This is a genomic window from Bradyrhizobium denitrificans (genome assembly GCF_013179005.1).
Taxonomy (GTDB): domain Bacteria; phylum Pseudomonadota; class Alphaproteobacteria; order Rhizobiales; family Xanthobacteraceae; genus Bradyrhizobium; species Bradyrhizobium denitrificans.
In genome coordinates this window covers 113,252-136,325 of the sequence record NZ_JABFDP010000008.1, presented here as the reverse complement: position 1 = coordinate 136,325, position 23,074 = coordinate 113,252, and the positions used below count along the sequence as shown (strand labels likewise).

At 65.1% G+C, this 23,074-nt stretch carries 21 protein-coding genes; 12 read left to right on the top strand and 9 right to left on the bottom strand.

Features of this window, described 5'->3' with window-relative positions; genetic code table 11:
* Positions 1 to 125 precede the first annotated feature (125 nt).
* The 5 genes from HL671_RS10600 to HL671_RS10580 form a co-directional block, all read right to left on the bottom strand.
* The gene (locus HL671_RS10600) at positions 126 to 2,849 is read right to left on the bottom strand and encodes a bifunctional diguanylate cyclase/phosphodiesterase (protein WP_172236366.1); all 2,724 of its coding nucleotides are present in this window, start codon (positions 2,847 to 2,849) and stop codon (positions 126 to 128) included.
* A 148-nt stretch (positions 2,850 to 2,997) separates the two neighbouring features.
* Complete coding sequence (gene moaC, locus HL671_RS10595) at positions 2,998 to 3,489, bottom strand: cyclic pyranopterin monophosphate synthase MoaC (RefSeq protein WP_012044516.1); 492 nt, start codon at positions 3,487 to 3,489, stop codon at positions 2,998 to 3,000.
* A gap of 2 nt (positions 3,490 to 3,491) precedes the next feature.
* Positions 3,492 to 4,310, bottom strand: coding sequence for an indole-3-glycerol phosphate synthase TrpC (trpC, locus tag HL671_RS10590; protein WP_172236365.1), 819 nt, complete (start codon positions 4,308 to 4,310; stop codon positions 3,492 to 3,494).
* A 16-nt stretch (positions 4,311 to 4,326) separates the two neighbouring features.
* Entirely contained in the window at positions 4,327 to 5,340 is a 1,014-nt protein-coding gene (gene trpD, locus HL671_RS10585; protein WP_012044514.1) for an anthranilate phosphoribosyltransferase, read from the bottom strand.
* A 19-nt stretch (positions 5,341 to 5,359) separates the two neighbouring features.
* Positions 5,360 to 7,270, bottom strand: a complete 1,911-nt coding sequence (locus HL671_RS10580) for a peptidylprolyl isomerase (protein WP_012044513.1) — start codon at positions 7,268 to 7,270, stop codon at positions 5,360 to 5,362.
* A 223-nt stretch (positions 7,271 to 7,493) separates the two neighbouring features.
* On the opposite strand from HL671_RS10580, the gene tpiA reads away from it, so the two are divergent.
* Complete coding sequence (tpiA, locus tag HL671_RS10575; RefSeq protein WP_012044512.1) at positions 7,494 to 8,249, top strand: triose-phosphate isomerase; 756 nt, start codon at positions 7,494 to 7,496, stop codon at positions 8,247 to 8,249.
* A gap of 36 nt (positions 8,250 to 8,285) precedes the next feature.
* Here the strand turns inward: tpiA and HL671_RS10570 are convergent, their stop codons facing one another.
* Together HL671_RS10570 and HL671_RS10565 are read right to left on the bottom strand one after the other, a co-directional pair.
* A complete protein-coding gene (locus HL671_RS10570; protein WP_012044511.1) occupies positions 8,286 to 8,813 on the bottom strand; it encodes a GNAT family N-acetyltransferase in 528 nt (175 codons plus the stop codon).
* A 2-nt stretch (positions 8,814 to 8,815) separates the two neighbouring features.
* Complete coding sequence (locus HL671_RS10565; RefSeq protein ID WP_172236364.1) at positions 8,816 to 9,382, bottom strand: helix-turn-helix domain-containing protein; 567 nt, start codon at positions 9,380 to 9,382, stop codon at positions 8,816 to 8,818.
* A 209-nt stretch (positions 9,383 to 9,591) separates the two neighbouring features.
* Here HL671_RS10565 and secG point away from each other — a divergent pair, with 209 nt between their 5' ends.
* The 5 genes from secG to HL671_RS10540 all read left to right on the top strand — a co-directional run bounded on the left by secG (position 9,592) and on the right by HL671_RS10540 (position 14,501).
* Positions 9,592 to 9,975 carry a preprotein translocase subunit SecG gene (gene secG / locus HL671_RS10560; protein WP_012044509.1) on the top strand — a complete coding sequence of 128 codons (384 nt, stop codon included), beginning with the start codon at positions 9,592 to 9,594 and terminating at the stop codon, positions 9,973 to 9,975.
* Positions 9,976 to 10,142: 167 nt separating this feature from the next.
* Positions 10,143 to 11,774, top strand: a complete 1,632-nt coding sequence (locus tag HL671_RS10555; RefSeq protein ID WP_012044508.1) for a CTP synthase — start codon at positions 10,143 to 10,145, stop codon at positions 11,772 to 11,774.
* Positions 11,775 to 11,970: 196 nt separating this feature from the next.
* A complete protein-coding gene (locus HL671_RS10550; protein WP_012044507.1) occupies positions 11,971 to 12,297 on the top strand; it encodes an NIPSNAP family protein in 327 nt (108 codons plus the stop codon).
* 132 nt (positions 12,298 to 12,429) lie between these two features.
* The gene (gene kdsA / locus HL671_RS10545) at positions 12,430 to 13,290 is read left to right on the top strand and encodes a 3-deoxy-8-phosphooctulonate synthase (protein WP_172236363.1); all 861 of its coding nucleotides are present in this window, start codon (positions 12,430 to 12,432) and stop codon (positions 13,288 to 13,290) included.
* A complete protein-coding gene (locus HL671_RS10540; protein ID WP_172236362.1) occupies positions 13,290 to 14,501 on the top strand; it encodes an MFS transporter in 1,212 nt (403 codons plus the stop codon). Before kdsA ends, HL671_RS10540 begins: the two co-directional genes overlap by 1 nt.
* A 281-nt stretch (positions 14,502 to 14,782) precedes the next feature.
* Here HL671_RS10540 and HL671_RS10535 read toward each other — a convergent pair whose 3' ends face one another.
* A complete protein-coding gene (locus HL671_RS10535; RefSeq protein ID WP_172236361.1) occupies positions 14,783 to 14,923 on the bottom strand; it encodes a hypothetical protein in 141 nt (46 codons plus the stop codon).
* Between the two features lie 800 nt (positions 14,924 to 15,723).
* Between HL671_RS10535 and HL671_RS10530 the strand changes: the two genes are divergently transcribed.
* On the top strand, positions 15,724 to 16,272 hold the full coding sequence (locus HL671_RS10530; RefSeq protein WP_307768991.1) for a hypothetical protein: 549 nt from the start codon (positions 15,724 to 15,726) through the stop codon (positions 16,270 to 16,272).
* Positions 16,273 to 16,628: 356 nt separating this feature from the next.
* Here HL671_RS10530 and queF read toward each other — a convergent pair whose 3' ends face one another.
* Positions 16,629 to 17,105 carry a preQ(1) synthase gene (queF, locus tag HL671_RS10525; RefSeq protein WP_012044504.1) on the bottom strand — a complete coding sequence of 159 codons (477 nt, stop codon included), beginning with the start codon at positions 17,103 to 17,105 and terminating at the stop codon, positions 16,629 to 16,631.
* 186 nt (positions 17,106 to 17,291) lie between these two features.
* On the opposite strand from queF, the gene eno reads away from it, so the two are divergent.
* From eno to HL671_RS10500, 5 genes are all read left to right on the top strand, one after another.
* Positions 17,292 to 18,575, top strand: a complete 1,284-nt coding sequence (gene eno, locus HL671_RS10520) for a phosphopyruvate hydratase (RefSeq protein ID WP_012044503.1) — start codon at positions 17,292 to 17,294, stop codon at positions 18,573 to 18,575.
* A gap of 36 nt (positions 18,576 to 18,611) precedes the next feature.
* Positions 18,612 to 19,754, top strand: coding sequence for a zinc-binding dehydrogenase (locus tag HL671_RS10515; RefSeq protein ID WP_012044502.1), 1,143 nt, complete (start codon positions 18,612 to 18,614; stop codon positions 19,752 to 19,754).
* A 120-nt stretch (positions 19,755 to 19,874) separates the two neighbouring features.
* Positions 19,875 to 20,873 (top strand): MBL fold metallo-hydrolase, encoded by a 999-nt coding sequence (locus tag HL671_RS10510; protein WP_012044501.1) that lies wholly within the window; start codon positions 19,875 to 19,877, stop codon positions 20,871 to 20,873.
* A 220-nt stretch (positions 20,874 to 21,093) separates the two neighbouring features.
* Positions 21,094 to 22,263, top strand: a complete 1,170-nt coding sequence (locus HL671_RS10505) for a serine hydrolase domain-containing protein (protein ID WP_172236359.1) — start codon at positions 21,094 to 21,096, stop codon at positions 22,261 to 22,263.
* Positions 22,264 to 22,410: 147 nt separating this feature from the next.
* Positions 22,411 to 22,968 (top strand): NADPH-dependent FMN reductase, encoded by a 558-nt coding sequence (locus tag HL671_RS10500; protein WP_012044499.1) that lies wholly within the window; start codon positions 22,411 to 22,413, stop codon positions 22,966 to 22,968.
* Positions 22,969 to 23,074: the final 106 nt, after the last annotated feature.

The following is a 23,074-nucleotide window of genomic DNA, read 5'->3' as shown; positions in this document are numbered from 1 at the left end:
GATAGATCATGGCACCGTGCGGGATGGCAAGCGGCCGGCGTTTCGATCGGTCGACAGGGTTTGAATTTGGCTTGCGGAAAACGCTCAAATTGCAACGGTATTTATCGGTTCGGAACTGGCCGCGGTCACGCGGCATCGGAGCGCGGCCGCCGGCGCTTGGTGCTATCGGCGCGGCTCGGGGGACGCTGCGCCTTGAATAGGCTCCGTACGTCGGCCGCGGGCTTCGGCGGGCTGAACAGATAGCCCTGCATCTCCGAGCAGCCGAGCCGCTTCAGCACCTGACGCTGCGCCTCGGTCTCGACGCCTTCCGCTGTTGTCGACATCTTGCGGATCGCGGCGATGTTGACCACGGCCTGGACGATGCTCGCCGAGCCTTCGGACTCGGTGATATCCTTGACGAAGCAGCGGTCGATCTTGATCTTGTCGAACGGGATCCGCTGCAGATAGCTCAGGCTGGAATAGCCTGTGCCGAAATCGTCGAGCGCAATGCGCACGCCGAGCGCGCGCAGCTGGTGCAGGGTGTCGAGCGCATCATCGTCGCGGATCAGCACGGCCTCGGTGATTTCGAGCTCCAGCCGGTGCGGTGACAGGCCCGACGTTGCCAGTGCATTGGCGACCTTGAGCGCCAGGGTTCCGCTCTTGAACTGCACCGGCGAGACGTTGACGGCGAGCCGGATGTCGTCCGGCCAGGTCGCGGCCTCGGCGCAGGCGAGGTGGAGAACGCGTTCGCCGAGCTGGTTGATGAGTCCGGTGTCCTCGGCAATCGGAATGAACTCGGCGGGCGAGACGTTGCCGCGCACCGGATGTTTCCAGCGCACCAGCGCCTCGCAGCCGACGATACGGTCATCCTGCAGGCTCACGCAGGGCTGATAGTAGACTTCGAGTTGATCGTCGACCATCGCCTGGCGCAGGTCGACCTCGAGCTGATGGCGGGCCTTGACCTGCGCATCCATCTCCGGCTCGAAGAAGCGCCAGGTGCGGCGGCCCGCGCCCTTGGCGGCGTACATCGCCAGATCGGCGTTCTTCATGATCTGGTCGAGCTCGGTGCCGTGTTCCGGGATCAGCGCGACGCCGATCGAGGCGTCGGCCGTGAGTTGATGGCCGAGACAATCGCGCGGCGCGCGGATCGCGGCGAGAATGTCCTCGATCAGTTGCTCGACATCGCCGCGGTTGCGGATCCCCGTCTGGACGACCGCGAATTCGTCGCCACCGAGCCGGGCGACGAAGCCGGCCTCGCCGACGCAGGTGCTCAGGCTGGCGGCGACCGACTTCAGGAGCTCGTCGCCGATCAGGTGGCCGAGTGAATCGTTGACGCCCTTGAACTCGTCGATGTCGATGTAATGCAGCGCGAGCCGCTGTCCCGCGGAGACGTGGATCAGCTCCTGCTTCAGCCTCTCGTGGAACAGGGTCCGGTTCGGCAGCTCCGTCAGCGCATCATAATGCGCAAGATGGGTGATCCGCTGCTCGGCCTTGCGGCGCTCGGTGATGTCCTCATGGGTGGCGAGCCAGCCGCCGTCGGCGAGCGGCTCGTTGACGATCTCGATGGAGCGGCCGTCCGGCGTCTCGATCAAATGGGACTTCTTGCGCCCGATGTCGCGCAGAATAGTTGCGACATATTCGGCCTCGTCGCCGATGAAGGAGCCGGTGGCCTTGCGGTGCGCGATCAGCTCGCGGAACGTGCAGCCGGGCTTCACGACGTCGGCGGAGAGGCCGTACATCTCGATGTAGCGCTGATTGCTGATGACGAGGCGCTCCGATGCGTCGAACATCAGAAGACCCTGGGTCATGTTGTTGACCGCCTTGTCGAGCCGTTCCTTCTCCAGCGTCAATCGCTGGTTCGATGCTTCGTGGTCGCTGATCAGTCGGCGCACCACCACATAGAGCATCCCGGCGATCAGCAGCACCGACGTGACGCCCACGCCGATCAGGAAACGCATCTGCTCGCGCCAATCGGCGAGCGCCGCCGAGACCGTCGTCGTCGCGGTCACGATCAGCGGATAGCTCGTCAGGCGATGCGATGCGCCGATCCTGTGTTCGCGGTCGACGGGGCTGCTGAAGATGCCGGTCGTATTGCCGTCGCCGGCCAGGATCTGCCGGAAGATCGGCGCATCTTTGTAGTTCTGGTTCAGCATCCCCTCGTGGCGGGGGTGCCGCGCCAGCAATGTCCCATCGCGATGCATCATCGAGATCGCGGCTTCAGGCCCGAGGGCGACGGACGCGAAGAAGCGCTCGACATTGACGGGCTCGAGACTGCGGGCGATGACGCCGAGGAACTCGCCGTTGGGCGCGGTCAGCTTCAGCGCGATGACGGCGACATGCGTGCCGGTGACCCGGCTCACGACCGGTTCGATCAGCAGTTGCGGCGATGCGGGATCGAACTTCAGCCGCTGGAAATAACCGCGATCGGCGACATTGATCGCCGGCACCGGCCATGACGTTGCGGAATTGATCAGGTTGCCTTCGGAATCGAAGATGCTGACGCCGCCGACATAGGACACCGCGCTCAGCTTGCTTTGCAGCATGGCGTTGACGGGCGCGCTGCCCATCTGCTCTCTGAAGCGGGCGGCGGTGTCGATGTGCCTCTGCCGGACGTAATCGGCGAGGTCGCGCTGGATCGCGCCGAGATCTTCCATCTGCTGGTCGAAATGGCGCGCCAGCAGCAGGACGGTGTTCTCCAATTCGCGCGTTGCGCTGTTCAGCGCACGTTCCCGAAAGCTGTCGGCCATGATGGTGGCGCCGATCGCAATGGCTGCGATCAGTGTCAGACCACCACCGATGAGCCAGCGGATCGGCCCCCCGTGATCGGCCGTGGCTCTGATGGAACTCCCCGAACTGGCGTTTGTCGTCATCGGTCCCGTTACGCTGCTAGGGCGTGAGGGACGGACGTGCAATGTATCCCTCCCACCACCATGGCTACAGGGACCGCCGTGCAGGTCAGGTTAGGAAGTTGAGTTAGCGATGGGTTAATTTACGGTTGTATTCGGCACCCAGGTGCCGTCAGGCGCGATAGTGTCCGGACTTGCCGCCGAGTTTCTCGGTCAAGCGAATGCCTTCGATGCGGACGCCGCGCTCGGCAGCCTTGATCATATCATAGATGGTGAGACAGGCGACGGAGACGGCGGTCAGCGCCTCCATCTCGACGCCGGTGGGTCCGGTGACCTTCACGGTCGCGCTCACCAGGCAGCCGGGCAGGGCGGCATCAGGGGTGATGTCGACCGTGACCTTCGAGAGGGCCAGCGGGTGGCACAACGGAATGAGGTCCGAGGTCCGCTTCGCGGCCATGATGCCGGCGATCCGGGCGGTGCCGAGCACGTCGCCCTTCTTGGCGTTGCCGGACATGATCAGCTCCAGCGTCGCGGCGCTCATGACAACGCGGCCCTCGGCGGTCGCGGTCCGCTCCGTCGCGGGCTTGTCCGAGACGTCGACCATGCGGGCTTCGCCGCGGGCATCGATATGGGTGAGGGACGGCTTGTCCGGCGTATCGGCCATGATCACTCGGCCGCGTTTGCGGGGCTGGCGTCGCGCGCCAGCAGCGCGCGCGTCGCGGCGGTCACGTCAGCCTGGCGCATCAGGCTTTCGCCGACCAGGAAGGTCTGGATGTCGACGCGCGCCAGACGGGTGAGATCGGCTGGGGTGAAGATGCCGCTCTCGCCGACGAGCAGACGCTCCTTGGGCACCAGCGGCGCGAGCGCCTCGGAGGTCGCCAGCGTGGTCTCGAAGGTGCGCAGGTTGCGGTTGTTGATGCCGATCATCGGCGAGCGCAGCTTGAGCGCGCGGTCGAGCTCGTCGCGATCATGGATTTCGATCAGCACATCCATGCCGCTGTCGAGCGCCGCGGCCTCGATATCGGCGGCAGCTGCGTCATCCAGCGCCGCCATGATGATCAGGATGCAGTCTGCGCCATGCGCACGCGCCTCGGCCACCTGGTAGGTGTCGAACAAGAAGTCCTTGCGCAACACGGGCAGAGTGGTCGCGGATCGCGCCGCCACCATGAACTCCAGATGCCCCTGGAAGGATGGCGTATCGGTCAGCACAGAGAGGCAGGCGGCGCCGCCGGCCTGATAGGCCCTGGCGAGAACGGGCGGGTCGAAATCGGCGCGGATCAGCCCCTTCGACGGCGACGCCTTCTTCACCTCCGCGATCAGCGCATAGTCGCCGTTCGCATGCTTGTTGCGGATGGCGGCCACAAATCCGCGGGGAGGCGAAGCGTCGCGCGCGCGGGCCTCGAGCTCCGCGAGCGGACAGGCGCGCTTGGCAGCGGCGATCTCCTCGCGCTTATAGGCTTCGATCTTGGCCAGGATATCCGACATGGCGCGCTCCGAAAGATCAGCTGTTGGAGACCGCGATCAGGTGCTTCAGCCGCGCCGCCGCCGCGCCGCTGTCGAGCGCGTCGCGGCCGATTGCAACGCCTTCCGCAAGCGTCTTGGCTCGGCCGGCGACGACCAGCGCCGCCGCCGCATTCAGCAGGGCGACGTCGCGATAGGGGCTCGGCATCCCGTCCAGGACGCTCTGCAGCGCCACGGCATTGGCCGCCGCGTCACCGCCCTTGAGCCCGTCGCTGCCGCACAGGCCAAGCCCGGCCTGCTCGGGGGTGACCTCGAATGTCCTGATCTGACCGTGCTCGAGCGCGGCGACGAAGGTCGGGCCGGTCAACGTGATCTCGTCGAGCCCGTCGGAGCCGTGCACGACCCAGGCCGCCTTCGAGCCGAGATTCTTCAAGACCTGCGCCAGCGGCTCCACCCATTGCCGCGAGAACACACCGACCATCTGGTGTTTGACGCCTGCGGGATTCGACAACGGGCCCAGCAGATTGAAGATGGTGCGGGTCGCGAGCTCGACGCGGGTCGGGCCGACATTCTTCATCGCCGGATGATGCGCCGGCGCGAACATGAAGCCGATGCCGGCCTCCTGGACGCAGCGCCCGACCTGATCGGGCTTGAGATCGATCTTGACGCCGAGCGCGGCGAGCACGTCGGCCGCGCCCGACCGCGAGGACAAAGCGCGATTGCCGTGCTTGGCGACCGGGATCCCGGCGCCCGCGACGATGAAGGCCGCGCAGGTCGAGACGTTGACCGAGCCCGAACCGTCACCGCCGGTGCCGACGATGTCGACTGCGCCGGCGGGCGCATCGACCCGCAGCATCTTGGCCCGCATCACGCTGACCGCGCCGGTGATCTCCTCCACCGTCTCGCCGCGCACGCGCAACGCCATCAGCAGCGCGCCCATCTGCGACGGCGTTGCTTCGCCGGACATCATGCTGTCGAAGGCGGATGCGGCCTCCTCGCGCGACAAGGGCGCGCCGGTCGCGACCTTGCCGATGATGGACTTGAGATCGTTCATCGCCTCACTCAGCCGTCCGTTACTGGTTGTTGCCGCCGCCGACCACCTGTGCGACGGCGGCCTCGTTGATCGTCGTCCCGATGTCCTTCTCGAGCTTCATGACATAGGCCGTGCCTTGCTCGTCGGCCAGCGCCCGTTGCAGCTGGTCCTTCAGCTTCTTAATGTCCTCGGAGGCGAGATCGACCTTCGGCTCGGTGATATCGGTGACGCGAAAGACGATCCATTGCCGGCCACCCTCGGCTTCGGTTTGGCCGACGCCGTCCTTGGCCGTCCGGAACGCGGCGACGATAGCGCCGGCCGGCACGCCGGGCACAGTCGCATCGCGCTTGAACGCGCTGGCGGTTTCGACCTTTACGCCGAGCATGGCCGCCTCATCGGCGAGCTTGCCGCCTTCGTTGAGCTTCTTGACGAGATCGGTGGCCTTGGCGCGCAGCTTGGCCGCGACCTCGTCATCGCGCCATTTGGCGGCGACCTGATCCTTCACCTCGTCGAGGCTGCGGTCGCGCGGCGGGGTAATGCCGAGCACCTCGTACCAGACATAGCCGCCACGGAACGAGATCGGCTCGTTGTCGACGCCGACATCGCTGTTGAAGGCCTGCGCAACGACGTCGAGGCCGAGCGGGATGTTCGGCACCGGCTGGCCGTCGGGCTGCTTGCCGGACCGGTCGACCGCCTCGACCGTGATGGCGTTGAGGCCCAGCTTCTTGGCAGCCTCGGCCACGCTGGCGCCGCCGCCGCGCTCGTCTTCCATCTTGTCGCGAAGATTGGCCACCTGCGACTTGGCGCGGTCGGCAGCGATCTCCTTCTTGATGTCGGTCGCGACGCTCTCATAGGCCGGCTGCTGGCCGGGCTGGATCGCGCTGACCTTGACGAGCGCCACGTTGAACGCTCCCTTGACCGGCTGGCTGACCTCACCGGTCGGCAGCGAGAACGCCATGTCGGCAACGGCAGGGTCGAGGATGGCCGTTTTCGTCACCAGTCCGAGATCGAGGTCGGCGGGGTTGAGGTTGCGCTCCTTGGCGAGCTCGTCGAAGCTGACCTCACCTGAAGCGATGCGCGCGCGCGCCGCCTGCGCCTCCTCCATGGTCGGGAAGGTCATCTGCTGCACCTGGCGCTTCTCCGGCGTGCCCATTTGCGCCTTGCGCTGGTCGAACAGCTTCCTGGCATCCTCATCCGAGACATCGGTCCATTTGCCGATGTCTTCCGGGGTCACCAGAACGAACGAGATCTTGCGATATTCCGGCGCCTTGAACTGCGCCTTGTGCTCATCGAAATAGGAGGCAAGCACCTCCGGCGAGGGCGCATCGATCGGGCCGGCCTGCGCCGCATCGAGCTTGAGATAGTCGATCGAGCGCTGCTCGTTCTGGAAGCGGCTCAGTGCGTCCAGCATCGTGTTCGGCGGCTCGAGGCCAGCCGCGATCGTGCCCGTGATCTGCCGCCGCAGCGAGACCCGGCGCTGGTCCGCCAGATAGCGCTGCTCGGTGAAGCCGAAATTGCGGATGATGGCCTGGAAGCGCTGCGGATCGAAGGCGCCGTTCGGGCCCTTGAAGTTCGGATCGCTGAGAATCACGCGCATCGTCTCGGCATCGGACTGGCCGAGCCCGAGACGGCGCGCGTCCTCGTCAAGCGCTGCTTCTGCGATCGTCTGCTGCAGCACGGTGCGGTCGAGCCCGAACATGCGGGCCTGCTCCTGCGTCAGGGGACGGCCGAGCTGGCGGCCAATCTGCTGCAGCCGATCGGTATAGATCTGCCGGAACTCGTTGATCGAGATCTCAGTCCGGCCCACCGTGGCAGCCGTCGATTGTCCGAAGCCGCGGAAGATATCGGCGATGCCCCAGATGCCGAAACTGACGATCAAAACGCCCATGACCACCGCCATGATGGTCTTGCCGAGCCAGTTTGATGAGGCCTTGCGTAATCCTCGAAGCATGGGTCCAGTCTGTCTGCAGGAAAAAGGATGAAGGGGCCGCGCCTTAGAGCAGAATCCGCGAAAGGGCGTCACCGAGTTGAAACGGCTTATAAAGACGCCGCCGCCGGGTCGCAACCTCGGGCCTGAGGCGGATTGAAGCGGTGGGAAGGCCGGCCGCGCTCTGGTACTGCTCGAACGGCTCTGCTAGCCGATCCCTGTCACCAACGCTTGCTGGAATCCTGCCATGACCGACCACATCCGGCCGCTGATCGCCGGCAACTGGAAAATGAACGGCCTGAAGGCCTCCACCGCCGAGTTCGAGGCGATGCTGGCGGGCGCCGCCGAAGTCACCGGCAAGGCCGATCTCCTGGTGTGTCCGCCGGCAACCTTGCTGGCCGGCTTTGCCGACAAAGCGCGTGGCACGAGGGCTGTGGCCGTCGGCGCGCAGGATTGCCACGCCAAGGCATCGGGGGCCCATACCGGCGACCTTTCAGCCGAGATGCTGGCTGATGCCGGCGCCAGTGCGATCATCGTCGGCCACTCCGAACGTCGCGCCGATCATGGTGAGAGCGATGTTGTGGTGCACCAGAAGACGGAAGCCGTCTGGCGCGCCGGCCTGGTTGCGATCGTCTGCGTCGGCGAGACCCAGCAGCAGCGCGACGCCGGTCAGACCCTGGACATCCTGCGCGGCCAGCTGAACCTCAGCCTGCCGCAAGGCTCCACGGCGGCCAATCTGACCGTGGCCTATGAGCCGGTTTGGGCGATCGGCACCGGCCTGACCCCGACCGCAAAGGATGTCGAGCAAATCCATGCATTTATCAGGACGCTGCTGATCGAGCGCTTCAACGGCGAGGGGGCGCGGATGCGCATCCTCTATGGCGGTTCGGTGAAGCCGTCCAATGCGGCCGAGCTGATGGCGGTCGCGAATGTGAATGGCGCCCTGGTCGGCGGCGCCAGCCTCAAGGCGGCGGATTTTCTCGCAATTGCGAAAGGATGTTGAGCGGCAATCTGCCGAGATTGCGCGAACGCGCCGCATTCACTCCGTTGGCGCGACGCGCTTCCAGTAGATCTTGGTGCCGGTGAGGCCGCCATGCGGCTTCAGGGCATAATCCGGAATGATCCCGGTGAGTTGGAAACCCAGGCCCTCATAGAGCTGCGAGGCACCGCCATCGACGGCGGTGTCGAGGACGAGCATCGAGCGGCCATGCCGGCGGGCGAGGCTTTCGGCGGCCCGCAGCAGCGCGGCGGCGATGCCGCGCTTGCGGTGGCTGACACGCGTCATCATCTTGGCGATCTCGGCGCGGTGGGGCTGGTTCGGTGGCAGCTTCAGCTGCAATGTCACGGTCGCAACCACATCGTCACCGTCGAAGGCGCCGAGAACGATGCGTTCGCCGCGCGCAGCGGCGGCAAGCGAACTCTGCCAGAACTCGTTGGCCTCGTGCTCGGCCAGCGGATGCATGAAGCTGACCGAGCCGCCATGGGCGACGGTTTCGATCAGCATGCCGCTCAAGGCGGCCCGGATCGCGGGGGTGTCGGAAAGCGCTGCGATTCGAATCGGCGGCATTGTCAGCTCCGGGCGAGGGCGACCACATAGACGCAAGGCGCGTCGGTCTCGTTGGCGAAGGTGGTGTCGATCGGCGGCCCGAAGCCGAGGCAGTCGCCCGGCCCGAGCACATGGCGCTCAGTGCCTTCCGTGATCGTCAGTCGCCCGCTCTGCACCCAGACGAGCTGGCGGATATGGATGTAGGAGGAGGCTGGCAGCGTCAGGCTTGCCTTTGCGGGCATCTCGACGGTGACGAGCTCAATCGGGTGGTCCGGCCGCAGGAAGATCTGTCGCCTCAGATAGCCGGTGTCGGGATCGCGCCAGACCGGCTGGTCGTCGGCTCTCGACAGGCGCTCGGCCCGGGCCTCCGCGCGCAACATCAGGCCGGCCAAGGTGAGATCGAAGGCACTCGCCAGCTTGACGAGGATGACGGCGGTGGGGCTGACCTCGGCCCGCTCGATCTTGCTGATCGTCGCCTTGGACACGCCGGACTGGTCGGCAAGGTCGGCCAGCGACCAGCCGCGGCTCTCGCGCTCCAGCAGAATGCGGCGGGCGAGCCTGGTGCTGAAATCGTCTATTAATTGATCCATTCGTCTCTAATAATAGAAATTCTTGATCGAGGCAACAGCCGGCTCAGGGCTGGCTTGGTGCTTGTGAGAAGCGTGCCTGCGATGATCTGCAGGGGTGGCGTTGCCCGGCATGATCGTGTAACACCGCGCAAATTTCCGAATAGCCCGCGAAGCTCTCGCGATCCCGGCCCGCGGTCGGGGCCTGCGAGTGCTTGTGACGGAAGGTCACCATGCAGACTGTCTTTATCGTCATTCATCTCATGATCGTCGCCGTCCTGATCGGCGCGGTGCTGTTGCAGAAGTCCGAAGGCGGTGGCCTCGGCATGGGCGGCGGTGCCGGCTTCATGTCGAGCCGGGGCACGGCGAACCTGCTCACCCGGACCACCGCAGTGCTGGCCGTCGGCTTCTTCGTCACCAGCCTGCTGCTGACCTGGCTGGCAGGCTACGATCGCAAGCCCACCTCGATCCTCGGCAACGTGCCCGGGCAGACCCAGTCAGGCGGGGCCACTCCGGTGGCGCCGACCGGCGGCGGCGTTCTCGACCAGCTCAAGAAGGCGGACGAGCAGCAGAGCCCGGCGGCACCATCGGCGCCGCAGGCCCCGCAATCGCAATAATGCGGGGAAGCCATGCAGCAGGCGGTTGGCCTTTCTGCATGATGAGACGGTCTCAACTCGCTGAGACCATTCATATTTTGACGTAACCCACAGGCCCGCGACCACGTTGCGGGCTGCAGGTGATTCGTTTTGGCGAATCGAGCGCGCGGCATTAAAGGTAGGGTCCCATGGCGCGGTATATCTTCATCACCGGCGGCGTGGTTTCCTCGCTCGGAAAGGGTCTGGCTTCAGCCGCGTTAGGCGCGCTGCTGCAGGCCCGCGGCTACAAGGTCCGGCTTCGCAAGCTCGACCCCTATCTCAACCTCGATCCAGGCACGATGTCGCCGTATCAGCACGGCGAAGTATTCGTGACGGATGACGGCGCCGAGACCGATCTCGATCTCGGCCATTATGAACGTTTCACCGGCCGGCCGGCGACCAAGGCCGACAACATCACCACGGGCCGGATCTACCAGGACATCCTGACCAAGGAACGCCGCGGCGACTATCTCGGCGCGACCATCCAGGTCGTCCCGCACGTCACCAACGCGATCAAGGATTTCGTGCTGTCGGGTAATGACGAGTACGATTTCGTGCTGGTCGAGATCGGCGGCACCGTCGGCGACATCGAGGGCCTGCCGTTCTTCGAGGCGATCCGCCAGCTCAAGAACGAGCTGCCGCGCGACCATGCGATCTACATCCATCTCACGCTGCTGCCCTACATCCCGAGCGCCGGCGAATTGAAGACCAAGCCGACGCAGCATTCGGTGAAGGAACTGCGCTCGATCGGCATCCAGCCGGATATCCTGCTGTGCCGCACCGACCGCGAGATCCCGAAGGAGGAGCGGCGCAAGCTCGGCCTGTTCTGCAACGTGCGCGAAAGCGCCGTCATCGAGGCGCGCGACGTCGACAACATCTACGCCGTGCCGGAGGCCTACCACGCCGCCGGTCTCGACGACGAGGTGCTGGCCGCGTTCGGCATCGAGCCGCGGGTGCCGCCGGCGCTGGCGAGCTGGCACACGATCAATGAGCGCGTCCGCAATCCCGAAGGTGATGTGACGATCGCGATCGTCGGCAAATACACCGGCATGAAGGACGCCTACAAATCGCTGATCGAGGCGCTGTCGCATGGCGGCATTGCCAACAAGGTGCGCGTCAAGCTCGACTGGATCGAGAGCGAGGTGTTCGAGAACGAAGACCCGGCGCCGTTCCTGGAGCACGTCAACGGCATCCTGGTCCCCGGCGGCTTCGGCCAGCGCGGCGCCGAGGGCAAGATCCGCGCGGCGCAGTTCGCACGCGAACGCGACGTGCCGTATTTCGGCATCTGCTTCGGCATGCAGATGGCGGTGATCGAGGCTGCGCGCAATCTGGTCGGAATCACCGAGGCGAATTCGACCGAGTTCGGTCCGACCAAGGAGCCGCTGGTCGGCCTGATGACCGAATGGCTGCGCGGCAACGAGTTGGAGCGGCGCTCGCAGAGCGGCGATCTTGGTGGCACGATGCGGCTCGGCGCCTATCCGGCGATGCTCAAGCGCGGGAGCCGCGTCTCCGAGGTCTATGGCGGCGCCACCGAGATCTCCGAGCGCCATCGCCACCGCTACGAGGTCAACACCGCCTACAAGGACCGGCTTGAGCAGCACGGCCTGAAATTCTCCGGCCTGTCGCCGGACGGCGTCCTGCCGGAGATCGTGGAATATGCTGATCATCCCTGGTTCATCGGCGTCCAGTTCCACCCCGAGCTGAAGTCGCGGCCGTTCGAGCCGCATCCGCTGTTCGCGTCCTTCATTCAGGCGGCGGTGGTGCAGTCGAGGCTGGTGTGACGAGCCTGCCTCGAGCGTCATTGCGAGGAGCGCCAGCGACGAAGCAATCCAGAGTCCCGCCCGCGACTCTGGATTGCTTCGCTCCGCGCTCCGCTCGCAATGACGGCCGGGGCGCGCAACGCGGCCTTTGACGGCCGCGGCGATTGTTGCGACAACGCTTCCTGATCTTCGACAACGACATCAGGGAGGACCTCCAATGATCTATGAAAGCCGCGTCTATCGCTGCGTGCCTGGGCGCCTGCCGGCGCTGCTCAAGCGGTTCGAGACGATCACGCTCAAGATGTTCGAGAAGCACGGCATCAGGCCGGCGGGGTTCTTCACGACGTTGATCGGCGAATCGAACCAGGAGCTGACCTATTATCTGGCCTGGGAATCGCTCGCCGAGCGCGAGACCAAGTGGACGGCGTTCCAGACCGACCCGGAATGGATCGAGGCCCGCGCCAAGACCGAGGCCGACGGCCAGATCGTCGCCAACATCGTCAGCCAGATCCTGGTGCCGACCGCGTTCTCGACCGTGAAGTGACGGTATCGGTCGGAGCGTGCTGCGATCGGGCAGGAGACGGTCGCGGCGCAACCCTGCGATGCGCCGGTGCGAATGCCTTGATCCTCCGGACAATGCTGGGCATGGTCCGGCCAACCCGAGGGGATCGTGACCATGACCACAGCCACCACTGCCGCCCCGATCGTCACCGTTGGTTCGGTGCGCTTCGGCAATGATCTGCCGCTGGCGGTCATCGCCGGACCGTGCGCGTTGGAAAGCCGCGGTCATGCGCTCGAGGTCGCCTCGGCGCTGAAGGAGATCGCGACGCGGCTGAACATCGGGCTCGTCTACAAGACCTCGTTCGACAAGGCGAACCGTACCAGCGGCTCCGCCGGGCGTGGCCTCGGGCTGGCGCAGTCGCTGCCGATCTTCGCCGAGATCCGGTCGTCCCTCGGTCTTCCGGTGCTGACCGACATTCACGACGCAAGCCAATGTGCCGAAGTGGCGCAGGCCGTCGACGTCCTGCAGATCCCGGCGTTCCTGTGCCGGCAGACCGACCTGCTGCTCGCGGCGGCCGCGACCGGCAGGGTGGTCAACGTCAAGAAGGGCCAGTTCCTGGCGCCGTGGGACATGGCCAATGTCGTCGCCAAGATCACCGGCGCCGGCAATCCCAACGTGCTCGCGACCGAGCGCGGCGTCTCGTTCGGCTACAACACGCTGATCTCGGACATGCGCTCGCTGCCGATCATGGCGCGCACGACCGGCGCCCCCGTCATCTTCGATGCCACGCATTCGGTGCAGCAGCCGGGCGGGCAGGGGATGTCCTCGGGCGGCCAGCGCGAATTCGTGCCGGTGCTGGCGCGCGCCGCAGTCGCCGTCGGTGTGGCCGGCGTCTTCATCGAGACCCATCCCGATCCGGATCATGCGCCCTCCGACGGGCCGAACATGGTGCCGCTGGCGGAGTTCGAAGGTCTGCTGCGCAGGTTGATGGCGTTCGATAAGCTGGCCAAGGCACCGGCGACCGACACGCGCTGATGCACCAGGCCGTCGCCAAGCCCACCGAGCAGCGCTTTCCGCCAGCGGTCAACATCATTGCGCTGGCCGGCTTCTCGGCGGCGCTGTCGACGCGGGCGCTCGACCCCGTGCTGCCGCATGTCGCCGAGGATTTTGCGATCAGCATCGCCACCGCGGCCGGCATCGCCGCCGGCTATGCGCTGATCTATGCCTTGATCCAGCCGGCGATCGGCGCAGCCGCCGACCTGTTCGGCAAAGCGCGGCTGATGACCTTGTGCCTGGCGCTGCTCGGTGTCGCCAGCATCCTGGGCGCGCTCGCCACCTCGTTTCCGCTGCTGTTCGCCACCCGCATTCTCGCCGGCATCGCCTCGGGCGGCGTGTTTCCGGTCGCGCTCGGCCTGACCAGCGATCTCGTCGCGCCCGACAAGCGCCAGGTCGCGATCGGCCGCACGCTCGCGGGCTCGATGGCCGGCAACCTGCTCGGCGCCACGGCATCGGGGATCATCGGCGATTTCATCGGCTGGCGCGGCGTGCTCGCCATTCTCGGCGCGCTCGGGCTGATCGCCTCCTTCGCGGTCGCCGCCGGCTTTCGCGGCGCCAGCGTCACGCACACCTCGACCACCGATCTCGCATCGCTGCGCAAGGGCTACCGTACCATCTTCTCCAACCCGAATACGCGGTTCTGCTACTCGGCCGTGTTCGTCGAGGGCTGCTGCGTGTTCGGGCTGTTTCCGTTCATCGCCGCGCTGCTGTTCGATCTCGGCGAGACCTCGCTCTCGATCGCAGGCATCGTAATCGCGGGCTTTGCGGTCGGCGGACTGTTCTACACGGCGACGGTGTCGAACTTCCTGCCGCGGCTCGGCGTCAAGGGCATGATGATCGTGGGCGCGAGCCTCGTCGCCCTGCAGCTCGCCGCGCTCGCCTTCGGTCCCGGCTGGAAGCTGCAATTCGCCTGCATGCTGATGATGGGCTGGGGCTTCTACATGATCCACGGCTGCCTGCAGGTGTTCGCCAGCGAGCTGTCGATCGAGGCGCGCGCCACCGCGATGTCGCTGCACTCGTTCTTCTTCTTCATGGGCCAGACGGTCGGCCCGATCGCCTATGGCTTCGGTCTGGCCCATGGCGGCAAACAATCGACCTTGATCATCGCCGCCATCATGATGGTCGGGCTCGGCTTCGCCTGCGCCGCATTGCTGCGACAGCGGCCGCCGGCGGATGTGGCAGCGACTTGACGGCCACCTCCGGCACGAGCGCCGGGCTATCGCGTTTGAAGACATCGGGGCATCGCTGCAGGAATTCCTGCTCATTCGTTGCGCAGTCATGGCCGGGCTTGTCCCGCCTGCGCGGCCGAAGTCGCTTTGGCACGGCGAAGGCCGGGCATCCACGTCCTTCTCGGCATGCCGAACGGCGCGGATAGCCGGGACGAGCCCGGCCCTGACGACGTGAAGACAGGCGAGCGCGAATGCCCATCGTCAAATATCTTAGCCCTGGGCAAGAGCCAGGAAGCCCTTTTCTACTCCCGATGCTTAACCTGCGCGGCTTGGCAGGCCTTGTAGCTGCTGGCTTTCGCGCCTTCGGTGAGGTTGGTGTCTGCTGACGCTTCTGCTCGGACAATCGTGGGGAGGACGCCGTAACGAAATTCGAGATTCTGCATGTGGTATCACAACTCTTGGTTGAGTTGTCAAGGGCCGCCGAACGAGCGCAAGCGATCGTTTACTGGAAGTGGACCGCTAATGGAAAATGGCGCATAGTTGGCGCAAGGTGGGAGGAGCAGATGGGCTCAATTTCGATTTGGCACTGGGTTGTAGTTATTGTGATGTTCGCGAGTCCTATTATGGGCATCGTAAGGGGCGTAAAGAACGGTTCTGCCATCCACGCTGTGTTGTCGGCATTTGTGCCGGTGTACGGTCTCATCTATTTTTTTGTAGCGGCGAACCCCGATCCCATCCCAGGCACGCCGAAACTGCCAGGATAAGATGCGAGGAGGCTCGTGCACGGCAGCGGAAGCTGCTGTGACACTTAACTTCTGCAATCATAGCGCTGATTGTTAGTAAGTGGACTGCCACCGCAAGCACCAGCGTGCCTATCGATACCCGATCGCGCAAGGTGCCGTGACTGCGGGGGGCTCCGTTGGTCGGTCTGATGCACCGCTATCTCAGCAGGCTGATGGAGCCGGTTGTGAAGTTGATCGGATGCAGAAGTCGATGTGCTTCATGAAGGAGCGGGACAACCGCTCAAGCTCAACTCCATCAAGCATCATGGCGGCCCGGATGCTGACAATCCCTATCACGTGCTGACGAATACCGAGGGCAAGCTCGTGACAGCCGGTCCCGGCGCTGCAGCACTCCGTCAGCAGTGCAACCTGCGGGTACCTTCGACTTGTGTTTCTGATCATCTTTTCTTGTGGGTGAGCGGAGAACGACGGGGAAGCGCAGAGGGCGCCTATTGCTGGTTGTGGGGATCGTGGCGGGTGGTCTACGACAGGCGCGGGCGCAGCCGCCGGCAAAGTCAGAGAGCCCGCGCGCAGCCGTCGCCAAGGCGCCGACCAAGATCCTGGTCAGTTCGCATCGGGGCGATGCGACCATCCTGACTTTGTCCGATCTCGACAGCGACACCGCGGCAGTGACGTTCCGGATCGAGCTCGACGACGCGATCGAGAGCTGCCTGCGCGAGCCGCCGCCCGACGACATCAAGCCGGCCGAGGTGGCGCGTTGCGCCAAGCAGGTGATGGATCTCAACGCCGGCAAACAGATCAAGCGGCGGGCGATGTGCTCCAAGAACACCGTCTATACCGAGTTCGGCAACTTCTCGCTGGTCGGCGCCGGCGAGCCCGAGTCGAGCGGCGAAGGAAAGAAGATGATCCGCACCAATTGGAAGGATCATCGCAACGAGCAGATCGTCGACAACAGCACGGCGGCGAGGACGGACGCGATGCTGAGTACGTTCGCGGTGCTGTGTCCGGCAGCCTACAAGGCGAAGTTCGACGGCTATCACGCGTACTGAGACAGGAGCGCGTGATCGACGACTACCAGTTAAGATTGGCTGAGCGGCACGTCTCGCAGACGCTCACATCGTCCTTCTGGGAAAGGGGACGATGGCAGCGGTGACATGAGCCTGCCGTCAGCGTGACATGTAGCGTCATAGCCTTGGCTTCCCTCATCGAGAAGCCGAACTGGGCGACAAGCAGTTTGTGGCCCTCAATCTGGCTGCGGCGGATTTCGGCTGCAATTCTCGCCTTGTCCGCTGCTGACAGCGAAGACGGCCACGTGAGTGTTGTGGTGCACTTGGGACAGTACACCGACAGGCGGGCATATTCGACTGCGCCGTTCACGACTGCAACTCCCGCTTCCCGATCGGCCTCACCCCCGTCCGCGATACGGTGCCACGCCCTGGTCCGGCACCCACAGGCCCTTCGGCAGCTTGCCGGTCTGCCAGAACACGTCGATCGGGATGCCGCCGCGGGGGTACCAATAGCCGCCGATACGGAGCCATTTCGGCTTGAGCTCGGTGGCCAGGCGCTTGCCGATCGCCACGGTGCAGTCCTCGTGGAACGCGCCATGGTTGCGGAAGCTCGCCAGATAGAGCTTCAGCGACTTGGATTCGACCAGCCATGGGCCCGGCGCATAGTCGATCACCAGATGGGCGAAGTCCGGCTGGCCGGTGACCGGGCACAGCGAGGTGAACTCCGGCACCGTGAAGCGGGCCAGATAATCCGTATCCTTCTGCGGATTGGGCACGCGATCGAGCCTGGCCGTCTCCGGACTGTCCGGCGCGGTGACCGGCCGGCCCAGCTGGAGCTCGGGTGATGTCTCGGATTTGATGGATCTTTTTGCCATGTCTCGGGTCACGGATGAGGTTGGGGTGGTCTTATCCAATCGTACCGCTGGCGTCACCCGCTTCGTGACTTGGCGACCTAATCTGGTTGCGACTTGATTTGGTCGCGACTTGGCCTTTTCGGCCTCCCGTCCCTGCGCTAGAAGCGGCGCAGCAAAACCCACCAGAAAAGCCCTCAAGAGGACCCCATGACCGCCATCGTCGATATCATCGGCCGCGAAATCCTTGACAGCCGCGGCAATCCCACGGTCGAGGTCGACGTCGTGCTGGAGGACGGCTCGGTCGGCCGCGCCGCCGTGCCGTCCGGTGCCTCCACCGGCGCCCATGAGGCGGTCGAGCTGCGCGACGGCGACAAGCATCGCTACCTCGGCAAGGGCGTGCTGAAGGCGGTCGAGGCGATCAATGACGAGATCTATGAGGCGCTCAGCGACATGTCGGTCCAGGACCAGGTCCAGATCGACCAGATCCTGATCGAGCTCGACGGCACCCCGAACAAGAGCCGGATCGGCGCCAACGCGATTCTCGGTGTGTCGCTGGCCTGTGCTAAGGCGGCCGCGATCTCCTACGACATGCCGCTGTATCGCTATGTCGGCGGCACCTCGGCCCGCACGTTGCCGGTGCCGATGATGAACATCGTCAATGGCGGCGTCCATGCCGACAACCCGATCGACTTCCAGGAATTCATGATCATGCCGGTGGGCGCGCCGAGCTTCGCCGAAGCGCTGCGCTGCGGCTCGGAGATCTTCCACACCCTGAAGGGCGAGCTGAAGAAGGCCGGCCACAACACCAATGTCGGGGACGAGGGCGGCTTCGCGCCGAACCTGCCGTCGGCCGATGCCGCGCTCGACTTCGTCATGAGCGCGATCGGCAAGGCCGGCTACAATGCGGGCGAGGACGTCATGCTGGCGCTGGACTGCGCCGCCACCGAGTTCTTCAGGGACGGCAAGTATGTCTATGAAGGCGAGAACAAGAGCCGCTCGCGTTCCGAGCAGGCCAGATATCTCGCCGACCTTGTCGCGCGCTACCCGATCGTCTCGATCGAGGATGGCATGTCGGAGGACGACATGGACGGCTGGAAGGAGCTCACCGACCTGATCGGAAGCAAGTGCCAGCTGGTCGGCGACGATCTGTTCGTCACCAACGTCAACCGCTTGGCCGATGGCATCCGCAACGGCCGCGCCAATTCGATCCTGATCAAGGTCAACCAGATCGGCACGCTGACAGAGACGCTGGCGGCGGTCGAGATGGCCTACAAGGCCGGCTACACGGCCGTGATGTCGCATCGCTCAGGCGAGACCGAGGATTCGACGATCGCTGATCTCGCCGTCGCCACCAATTGCGGGCAGATCAAGACCGGCTCGCTGGCGCGTGCCGACCGTACCGCCAAGTACAACCAGCTGCTGCGCATCGAGCAGGAGCTCGACGCGCAGGCGCGCTACGCCGGCCGTTCGGCGCTGAAGGCGCTGGCCTGATCGTTCGCTGAAAACAAGACAACAGGGGAGGCGCGCATGAGTGTCGAGACACAGGGCCTGCAGCTGCGGACATTGATCAAGCGCAGCGGCGAGCTTGAGCTCTCGCTGGTCGACGTGCCGACCCCTGAGCCGGGGCCGGACGAGGTCGTGGTGCGGATCGAGGCGGCGCCGATCAACCCGTCCGATCTCGGCCTCCTCGTTGGCGCGGCCGATCTCTCGACACTCCAGGCGTCGGGCACGAAGGCGCGGCCCGTGATCACTGCCAAGGTGCCGGAGGCGGGGATGCGGGCGATGGCCGGCCGGCTCGACGAATCCTTGCCGATCGGCAATGAGGGGGCCGGCACCGTGGTCAAGACCGGCTCGTCGGAGGCTGCCAAGGCGCTGATGGGCCGCACCGTCGCCGCCATCGGCGGCGCGATGTACAGCCAATATCGCTGCCTCAAGATTTCCGAATGCCTGCCGCTGCCGACGGGCACCACGGCGGCCGAGGGCGCATCCTGCTTCGTCAATCCGCTGACGTCGCTCGGCATGACCGAGACGATGCGGCGCGAGGGCCATACCGCGCTGGTGCACACCGCCGCCGCCTCCAATCTCGGTCAGATGCTCAACAAGATCTGCCTGAAGGACGGCATTCCCCTGGTCAACATCGTGCGCAGCGCAGCCCAGGCTGAGATCCTGCGCGGCATCGGTGCAACATACATCGTCGATTCGACATCGCCGACCTTCATGGACGAGCTGATCGCGGCGCTGGTCGAGACCGGCGCGACCATCGCCTTCGACGCGATCGGCGGCGGCAAGCTCGCCGGCCAGATCCTCAATGCGATGGAAGCCGCGATCAACAAGTCCGGCAAGCATCCCTACAGCCGCTACGGCTCAAGCGTGCACAAGCAGGTCTACATCTATGGCGGCCTGGATACGCGCCCGACTGAGATCACCCGCGGCTTCGGCATGACCTGGAGCGTCGGCGGCTGGCTGCTGTTTCCGTTCCTGATGAAGATCGGCCGGGCGGACACAGAACGGCTGCGCCAGCGCGTCGTCGACGAGCTCAAGACCACCTTCGCCAGCCACTACACGAAGGTCGTGTCATTGACCGAGGCGCTCGATCCGGCCAACCTTGCAGTGTACGCCAAACGGGCAACTGGCGAAAAATTCCTTATCGACCCTCACAAAGATAAGTGACCTAACGTCGCTCCCCGGACGTTGCGGACAGGCTTGCGTTTGGCCTGCGGCCGGAGACAATCCGCGCCGTTTTGTCCGAGGGCGGTGTTGGCCGCTGACAGCACTGAGGAGAGATGTGTCATGACGCAGTTGGATCGCCGTCGATTTCTGGCCGGGGCGGCCCTTGCCGGAGCCGCGAGCGCGTTGCCGCCGTTGGCCGGCCGCGAGGCTCGCGCGGCCGTCGCGCCTGCCGGTGCGCAGGCGCCCGGCTTCTACCGCTACAAGGTCGGCGACTACGAATGTACCTCCGTCAATGACGGAGCGCGCACCTTCCCGATGCCTGACAAGTTCGTGGTCAACACCGCCAAGGACGACGCGCTGGCGGCGGCGGAAAGCGCCTACATGCCGAAGGGCATGGTCACGATTCCGTTCAATCCGCAGCTGATCAATACCGGCTCCAAGCTGGTCCTGATCGATACCGGCAACGGCGCGGGCGCCTTCGAGGCGAGCAAGGGCGCGGTCGGTCGCACCCTGCAGAACCTGGCCGCGGCCGGCGTCGATCCGAAGAGCATCGACGTCGTCGTGCTCTCCCACATGCATGGCGACCACATCAACGGCCTCAGGCTCGCCGATGGCTCGCTGGCGTTCCCGAATGCCGAGCTCAAGGTGCCCTCGGTGGAGTGGGCGTTCTGGAACAGCGACGAGAACGCCGCCAAGGCGCAGTCGGAGCTGATGAAGGGCAATTTCGCCAACTTCAAGAAGGTGTTCGGCGGGCTCGAGAGCAAGGTCACCCAATACGAGTGGGACAAGGAAGTTGCGCCGGGCATCACGGCGCTGGCGACGCCGGGTCATACGCCGGGCCACACCTCGTTCGCCGTCGCCTCGGGCAATGCCAAGGTGTTCATCCAGTCCGACGTCACCAACGTGCCGGAGCTGTTCTTGCGCAATCCCGACTGGCACGTGATGTTCGACACCGATGCCGCGCAGGCGCAAGAGACCCGGCACAAGTTCTACGACATGGTCGCTGCCGAGAAAGCCAAGGTGATCGGCTTCCATTTCTCGTTCCCCTCGGTGGGCTATGTCGAGAAGGACGGCGCCAAGTACCGGCTGATCCCGGCGCCGTGGAATTCGGTGCTTTGATTCAGCCTCTGTGGGTGTCATTGCGAGGAGCGTAGCGACGAAGCAATCCAGAGTCCCAACCGAGCCCTGGATTGCTTCGCTTCGCTCGCAATGACGCAGGAGAGAGAGTGCCGGGCCGCCTTTGGGCGGCCTGGTCGTTTTTGCATATGCGAAATGTCGGGCTTTCCGCGCTCGCTGCGAACCCCTATGTCGAGCACCTCGGAAATCCCGCAGGATTCGCATGTCGACCGATCTTTCTCCCTCCCGCGCCGATCTCTCCAACTGGCGCACCGCGCCGTTCAGCCGCTGGGCCTTTCACAACATCCGATCGATCCTGCCGGTCGCCGAGATCGAGAGCGCGCCGGGCAGCGCCTGGTCCCTGCCGGCACGTCCGGTTGCGTTCGATGATTTCAGCCTGCGCCTGCCCAAGGGTGGCACGCTCGACCTCGATGGCTTCCTGAAGACGACGGCGACCGACGGACTGTTGATCCTGCAGGACGGCCACATCGTGTTCGAACACTATGACGGCGGCACCGATCGCGACACGCCGCACATTCTGATGTCCGCGACCAAGTCGATCACCGGCTTGATGCTCGGCATCCTCGCGGATCGCGGCGAGATCGACATCGATGCCGAGGTGGCGCGCTACGTGCCGGAGGTCGCGGCCACGGCCTACCAGGGCGCCACGATCCGTGAGCTCATCGACATGCGCGCCGGGATCGTGTTCGACGGCGCCGGTCTGCAGGCCTATGCCGACGCCGCCGGCTGGGAGCCGGTCGCGCCGGGCACAACGCCGAACCTGCATGACTTCTTCGCGACGATGCGCGCGCAGGCCAAGCCGCATGGCGGTGCTTTCAGCTACGTCTCGTCCAACACCGATCTGCTAGGCTGGGCGATCGAGCGCGCCACCGGCCGCAGTTTCGCCAGCCTCGTAAGCACCCTGCTGTGGAAGCCGATGGGCGCGAGCGGCGAGGCCTTCATCACGCTCGATCCCAAGGGCGCGCCGCGCTGCACCGGCGGCTTCTGCGCCACCTTGCGGGATTTCGCCCGGCTCGGCCAACTCGTGCTGTCGGCCGGCCGGCGCGGCTCGCATGCGATCATCCCCGAGACCTGGCTCGACGACATCAGGACCAACGGAGACGCGCAGGCCTGGCGCGACGGCCAATGGCGCGACAGCTTCGCAGCCATCAGCCGCAACATGCATTATCGCAGCGGGTGGTACGTCATCAACGATCAGCCACAGCTGACATTCGCGATGGGCATTCACGGCCAGAACCTGTTCGTCGATGCTGCGAACGCAATCGTGATCGCAAAGCTGTCCTCCTGGCCGCAGCCGGTCGAGGGGCCATCGATCTGGCTCACACACAAGGCGGTGGCCGAATTCACCCGCTGCATCATGGCCGCACGGTGATCTGGCCGCGGCGGTGACCGGCTGGAACATCCGAACGTTTCCCGCGATGAAACGCTGAGTTTCGCGATCGGCTAGTTCATGCACTTGCATGTTGTTGGCTGCGGGCCTTAAGTGCGTCCCATACGTTCCTCTTCAAAGGATGGTCTCATGCCCGCTCCCTATTCGATCGTCGCGCTCGTCGGCAGCCTCCGCAAGGAGAGCTTCACCCTCAAGATCGCGAAGGCGATGGCCAAGCTTGCCCCCGCCAGCCTCAAGATCGAGGTGGCCACGCTCGAAGGCCTGTCGTTCTTCAACCAGGATCTCGAGGCCAACCCGCCCGCGGATTGGCTCGCCTTGCGGGAGAAGCTCAAGGCCTCGAACGGCGTGCTGATCCTGACGCCCGAATATAATCGCTCGATCCCCGGCGTGCTGAAGAACGCCATCGACATCGCCTCGCGTCCGTATGGGCAGAGCTCGTTCCTGGGCAAGCCGGTCGGCCTCATCTCCAATTCGCCGGGCCCGCTCGGGGGCGTCGCCGCGGCCAAGCATCTGCAGAATATCATGCCGGGCATCTCGGGTCCGGTGATGGGCCAGCCTGAGATCTATCTCAACGGCGTCGGCGATGCGTTCGATGGCCAGGGCGAACTGACCAAGGACGCGCTGAAGACGGTGCTGCAGCAATATCTGGACGCATTCGCCGTCTTCGTGGCCAAGCAGAACGGCTGACTTTCATCCTCGCCGCATCAGGCGGGCCATCCGCGTCGAGCAGGGCAGGGCGTTGACGCGCTCTGCCCGATCGGTTTTCAAGGGGAGGCGGCGCCCTGCGCAATGA

Coding starts and splice junctions, on each gene's coding strand:
- HL671_RS10600 (WP_172236366.1), bottom strand. CDS start 2,849: ATGACGACAAACGCCAGTTCGGGGAGTTCCATCAGAGCCACGGCCGAT.
- moaC (WP_012044516.1), bottom strand. CDS start 3,489: ATGGCCGATACGCCGGACAAGCCGTCCCTCACCCATATCGATGCCCGC.
- trpC (WP_172236365.1), bottom strand. CDS start 4,310: ATGTCGGATATCCTGGCCAAGATCGAAGCCTATAAGCGCGAGGAGATC.
- trpD (WP_012044514.1), bottom strand. CDS start 5,340: ATGAACGATCTCAAGTCCATCATCGGCAAGGTCGCGACCGGCGCGCCC.
- HL671_RS10580 (WP_012044513.1), bottom strand. CDS start 7,270: ATGCTTCGAGGATTACGCAAGGCCTCATCAAACTGGCTCGGCAAGACC.
- tpiA (WP_012044512.1), top strand. CDS start 7,494: ATGACCGACCACATCCGGCCGCTGATCGCCGGCAACTGGAAAATGAAC.
- HL671_RS10570 (WP_012044511.1), bottom strand. CDS start 8,813: ATGCCGCCGATTCGAATCGCAGCGCTTTCCGACACCCCCGCGATCCGG.
- HL671_RS10565 (WP_172236364.1), bottom strand. CDS start 9,382: ATGGATCAATTAATAGACGATTTCAGCACCAGGCTCGCCCGCCGCATT.
- secG (WP_012044509.1), top strand. CDS start 9,592: ATGCAGACTGTCTTTATCGTCATTCATCTCATGATCGTCGCCGTCCTG.
- HL671_RS10555 (WP_012044508.1), top strand. CDS start 10,143: ATGGCGCGGTATATCTTCATCACCGGCGGCGTGGTTTCCTCGCTCGGA.
- HL671_RS10550 (WP_012044507.1), top strand. CDS start 11,971: ATGATCTATGAAAGCCGCGTCTATCGCTGCGTGCCTGGGCGCCTGCCG.
- kdsA (WP_172236363.1), top strand. CDS start 12,430: ATGACCACAGCCACCACTGCCGCCCCGATCGTCACCGTTGGTTCGGTG.
- HL671_RS10540 (WP_172236362.1), top strand. CDS start 13,290: ATGCACCAGGCCGTCGCCAAGCCCACCGAGCAGCGCTTTCCGCCAGCG.
- HL671_RS10535 (WP_172236361.1), bottom strand. CDS start 14,923: ATGCAGAATCTCGAATTTCGTTACGGCGTCCTCCCCACGATTGTCCGA.
- queF (WP_012044504.1), bottom strand. CDS start 17,105: ATGGCAAAAAGATCCATCAAATCCGAGACATCACCCGAGCTCCAGCTG.
- eno (WP_012044503.1), top strand. CDS start 17,292: ATGACCGCCATCGTCGATATCATCGGCCGCGAAATCCTTGACAGCCGC.
- HL671_RS10515 (WP_012044502.1), top strand. CDS start 18,612: ATGAGTGTCGAGACACAGGGCCTGCAGCTGCGGACATTGATCAAGCGC.
- HL671_RS10510 (WP_012044501.1), top strand. CDS start 19,875: ATGACGCAGTTGGATCGCCGTCGATTTCTGGCCGGGGCGGCCCTTGCC.
- HL671_RS10505 (WP_172236359.1), top strand. CDS start 21,094: ATGTCGACCGATCTTTCTCCCTCCCGCGCCGATCTCTCCAACTGGCGC.
- HL671_RS10500 (WP_012044499.1), top strand. CDS start 22,411: ATGCCCGCTCCCTATTCGATCGTCGCGCTCGTCGGCAGCCTCCGCAAG.